The 4,908-nt window shown below is 36.5% G+C and carries 4 protein-coding genes; all 4 read right to left on the bottom strand.

Going from position 1 to position 4,908, the window contains the following annotated elements; all coding sequences use genetic code 11:
- Nucleotides 1-7 precede the first annotated feature (7 nt).
- Nucleotides 8-1,115, bottom strand: a protein-coding gene (gene prfB, locus QZ548_RS07985) for a peptide chain release factor 2 (protein ID WP_295793020.1) whose coding sequence is annotated in 2 segments (ribosomal slippage) — nt 8-1,057 and nt 1,059-1,115 — 1,107 coding nt in all. Because the reading frame shifts where the segments join, the coding sequence is not laid out codon by codon here.
- 121 nt (nt 1,116-1,236) lie between these two features.
- Entirely contained in the window at nt 1,237-3,672 is a 2,436-nt protein-coding gene (gene secA, locus QZ548_RS07980) for a preprotein translocase subunit SecA (RefSeq protein ID WP_295869550.1), read from the bottom strand.
- A 216-nt stretch (nt 3,673-3,888) separates the two neighbouring features.
- Nucleotides 3,889-4,416, bottom strand: a complete 528-nt coding sequence (raiA, locus tag QZ548_RS07975; RefSeq protein ID WP_295869549.1) for a ribosome hibernation-promoting factor, HPF/YfiA family — start codon at nt 4,414-4,416, stop codon at nt 3,889-3,891.
- A gap of 241 nt (nt 4,417-4,657) precedes the next feature.
- Nucleotides 4,658-4,855 carry a cold shock domain-containing protein gene (locus QZ548_RS07970; RefSeq protein ID WP_005386847.1) on the bottom strand — a complete coding sequence of 66 codons (198 nt, stop codon included), beginning with the start codon at nt 4,853-4,855 and terminating at the stop codon, nt 4,658-4,660.
- Nucleotides 4,856-4,908 lie beyond the last annotated feature (53 nt).

Raw genomic sequence — 4,908 nt, 5'->3', positions numbered from 1 at the left:
AGAACTCCTAAATTGTTAAATTCGCTTCTTTTTTCAAGAAACCTTCCATAAATTGATCTAAATTACCATCCATAACGGATTGTACATTCCCTGTTTCAACCCCTGTGCGATGATCCTTAACGAGATTATATGGGTGGAATACATACGACCGAATTTGACTACCCCATTCAATCGCTTGATAGGTACCACCAATTTGCTCTTTAAGTTCTGCTTGTTTTTCTAATTCTAATTCAAATAATTTGGCGCGCAATAATCGTAATGCTTGTTCCCTATTTTGCATTTGAGAACGTTGAGTTTGACACTGTACTACGATACCTGTTGGTCTATGCGTCATACGTACAGCAGAATCAGTTTTATTAATATGCTGACCACCAGCACCGCTAGCTCTATATGTATCTACTTGTACATCTTTCATATCAATATTAATTTCTACTGTATCATCAATTTCCGGCATTACATCAACAGCAGCAAAGGATGTATGACGACGTGCAGCAGCATCAAATGGTGAAATACGTACTAGACGATGTACACCTTTTTCAGATTTCAAATAACCAAAGGCATTTTCACCTTTAATTAAAAATGTAGCAGATTTTGTGCCCGCCTCATCACCTGGTTGTTCATCCATCAATTCAATAGAGAATCCTGCTTTTTCAGCCCAACGCAAGTACATGCGAATTAGCATGGAACACCAATCTTGTGCCTCTGTGCCACCTGCACCGGCATGGAATGTTAAAATCGCATTATTAGCATCATATTCACCACTAAGCAATAAAAGAACTTCTTGTTTCTCTACAGTTTCTTCTATTTGTTGAACATAATCCTTGATTTCACCTTCTAGAGAACAATCATCTTCCTCTATTGCCATCTCAAGCATTACATTAGCATCTTCAATATCACTAACAAGTTGTTTATAGCTTTCTACAGCATTTTTCAATTGTGTGGCTTCTTGAGAAATCTCACGAGCCTTGTCTGGGTCATCCCAAAATGTAGGGTCGCTCATTTGCACATCAAGGGTAAAGATTCGATCTTCTTTCTGAGCGATGTTAAAGTGAATCCCTCATTCCATAAATACGTTCTTCTAGATTAGAAATAATAGGTTTTAAATCTTCTAACAATTTATGTTCACCACCTTTAACTTATTAGCTTATTACATCGATAAACTATCACCTTAATAAAATAGAAAAATGGCCGTTGCCCAGAAGGAAATCCCATTGAGCAACGTGCCATTCACAAATCTTAATCTATGTTTTGTGGCTCCAACACATCTTCATGATGGGGTTGTGCACCTTCTAAGTGGTCAACTGGTTCTTCAATTTCTTGAATCAATTGTGCACGAATTTTGTACAACGCCATGATTGTTTCATCTTGGATAGCAGCAATCATGTTTTGGAACATATCAAAGGCTTCAAATTTATATTCCACCAATGGATTTTTTTGGCCATATGCACGAAGGCCGATACCTTCACGCAACATATCCATATTATCCAAATGTTCCATCCATTTGTTATCAACAACGCGCAACATAATAGCCTTTTCAAGTTGGCCAAACATAGCATCACCAAGCATATCAACGCGATCTTGGTACTCAGCATGAGCAATTTCAAGCAAGCGTTCTAATAATTCTTGACGACTATATTCTTCCATATCTTGAGGAGTCATAATATCTTCGGTTAAGAAATATTGACTCAAGTGCTTGTAGAGACCTTCGTAATCCCATTCTTCTGGATATAATTTTTCATCTGCATAAGCATCTACAGATTCAGTAACAAGTTTATCAATCATTTCATTGATTGTGTCACGTAAGGACTCATTACGTAAAATACGACGGCGTTGTTCGTATAATACTTCACGTTGTTGATTCATAACATCATCATACTCGAGTACATATTTACGAATATTGTAGTTATGATCTTCTACTTTCTTTTGAGCACGTTCAATAGATTTAGTAATCAAAGAATGCTCAATAGGTTCATCCTCTTCCATGCCAAGTTTATCCATGATGCCTGTAATATTGTCAGCACCAAAGATACGCATCAAATCATCTTCTAAGGATAAGAAGAATTGAGAGGAACCTGGGTCACCTTGACGACCAGCACGACCACGCAACTGATTATCGATACGGCGACTTTCATGACGTTCAGTACCTAGGATAGCTAAGCCACCTAATTCAGGTACACCTTCCCCTAATGTAATATCAGTACCACGACCAGCCATGTTTGTAGCAATTGTTACCATGCCCATTTGACCAGCATTGGCAACAATTTCAGCTTCTTTTTCATGATGTTTTGCATTCAATACTTTATGTGGTGCGCCTGCACGTAATAACATATCTGAAAGCTCTTCAGATTGTGTAATAGATGTAGTACCAATCAAGATAGGTTGACCAGTTTGATGGCGTTCTACAGCATTACGTACTACGGCACGATATTTAGCAGCCTTAGTTTTAAAGATTTGATCTGGCAAATCTACACGGGCTAATGGCTTATTTGGAGGAATAGGCAATACTTCCAAACCGTAAATATCGATGAATTCTTTTTCCTCAGTTTTAGCTGTACCAGTCATACCCGCAAGCTTTTTATACATACGGAAATAGTTTTGGAATGTAATGGAAGCCAATGTTTGACTTTCACGTTCAACCTTCAAGCCTTCTTTAGCTTCGATAGCTTGATGTAAGCCATCAGAATAACGACGACCAAACATCAAACGACCTGTAAATTCATCGACGATAACAACTTCACCATCTTTAACTACGTAATCAGTATCGCGATGCATCATAGCATAAGCACGTAAAGATGCACCAAGTAGATGGTTTAACTCGATGTTTTCTGCATCATACAAGTTTTCAACACCAAGCATTTTTTCGACTTTTGCGATACCAGAATCAGTAGGTGCAATAGTCTTTTGTTTTTCATCAATTGTATAATCTTCATCTTTTACAAGATGAGGAACAATTTTAGCTAACTTGTAGTAATTATCTGTGGAACGTTGACCAGGACCAGAAATAATTAATGGAGTTCTCGCTTCATCGATAAGAATAGAGTCAACTTCATCGACAATTGCGTAATTCAATGGACGTTGTACCATTTGAGATACATCAGATACCATGTTATCGCGCAAATAGTCAAAACCAAACTCATTATTTGTACCATATGTAATATCACATGCATATGCTTCTTTACGTTGGTTATAATCGAGATTAGCCACAATAAGACCTGTAGAAAGGCCTAAGAAGTTATATAAACGACCCATTTGTTCACTATCGCGAGTAGCCAAATAATCATTTACTGTAACAACATGTACGCCGTTACCTGTCAATGCATTTAGATATACTGGCAATGTAGCAACTAATGTTTTACCTTCGCCAGTACGCATTTCTGCGATATTACCTCTATGAAGGCAAATACCACCGATCAACTGCACATCAAAATGACGCATGCCTAACACGCGTTTAGATGCTTCGCGAACTACAGCAAATGCTTCTGGCAAAATGTCGTCTAACGTTTCCCCTTTTTGCAAACGACGTTTAAACTCATCGGTTTTTGCTACTAAGTTAGCATCACTTAATTTAACATAATTCGGTTCAATTTCATTAATATGATCAGCAATAGCACGCATTTTTTTAATTTCTTTTGCGTTATTATTGCCTAATAGCCTTTGTAAAAAGCTTAACAAACAAATCACTCCTCTATAGGACATCTTACATTATTTTATCTAATTTATTATAACGAAAATGCCTTGAATAGTCAAAGAATTCAAGGCATTTCACGATTATTTATAGCATTTTATAAAAAAGGTGGATGACTCAAAATGGTCATCCACCTTGATATAATAATCGGCTGATTTAAAAAGTAGAAAGGAGTTAGGATTAAGTTCAGCCGACATTATAGGTTATTGAAGTTCTGGCTCAATTAAACCATAGAAACCATCATGTCTGCGATATACTACATTCATTGTTTCTGTTTCCGCATTGAAGAACATGAAGAAATCATGTCCAATCAAGTTCATTTGCAAGATAGCTTCTTCTACATCCATAGGACGTACTGCAAAGTGTTTCCGTTTTACAACTTCGATAGTTTCCTCTTCTACAGGAGCTGCTAAAGCTTCAGGATGGAAAGCTTCTTGTTTTTTGAAGCGTTTTGCTAAACGAGTTTTATGTTTATGAATTTGGCGAACGATTTTATCTACTACTAAATCGATTGCTGCATACATATCATCATTTGTTTCTACGCCACGAAGTACAATTTTATCAACGAAACATGTAATTTCAATGGTTGCTTTATCACGCACTACAGATAATACTGCTTGTGCATCTAACTCATCATCAAAGTAACGGGTTAACTTACCCAATCTTTTTTCTACATACTCACGAAGAGCCGCAGTTACTTCAATGTTTTTACCTCTGATTGCTACTTTCATAAGTCAACACCCTTTCTAAAAATCATCCACGAGATACGAGTGTGTAGTAATTTTTTACTTATCTCTCGTGTTATATTTAGTATTTCTACATCAAGGTATAAAACTCCTCTTTTTTTCAAAAGAATTTTTATATTTTTTGCAGAATTATAAATATTATTTCCAGTAACAATCGAAAAACTCCAATATCATGCGATATCGGAGTTTCTTTATATGTTGCTTTTATGTATTTTTTGGTATGTTATTACGCTTTTACAACGTTAGCAGCTTGAGGGCCACGGTTACCATCAACGATATCAAACTCTACATTTTGACCTTCTGTCAAAGATTTGAAGCCTTCGTCTTGGATCGCAGAGTAATGTACGAATACATCGCTACCGTCTTCACGTTCAATAAAACCATAACCTTTTTCTGCGCTAAACCATTTTACTTTACCTAACATGGTAACATCCTCCTAAAAATATATATATTGTCTTACTGTCTTGCTCTATATCT

This window comes from uncultured Veillonella sp. (assembly GCF_915069625.1).
Taxonomy (GTDB): Bacteria; Bacillota; Negativicutes; order Veillonellales; family Veillonellaceae; genus Veillonella.
Note: the sequence above shows the minus strand (reverse complement) of the source record. Positions and strands in the feature narration are given on the sequence as shown.

Coding starts and splice junctions, on each gene's coding strand:
- raiA (WP_295869549.1), bottom strand. CDS start 4,416: ATGAAAGTAGCAATCAGAGGTAAAAACATTGAAGTAACTGCGGCTCTT.
- QZ548_RS07970 (WP_005386847.1), bottom strand. CDS start 4,855: ATGTTAGGTAAAGTAAAATGGTTTAGCGCAGAAAAAGGTTATGGTTTT.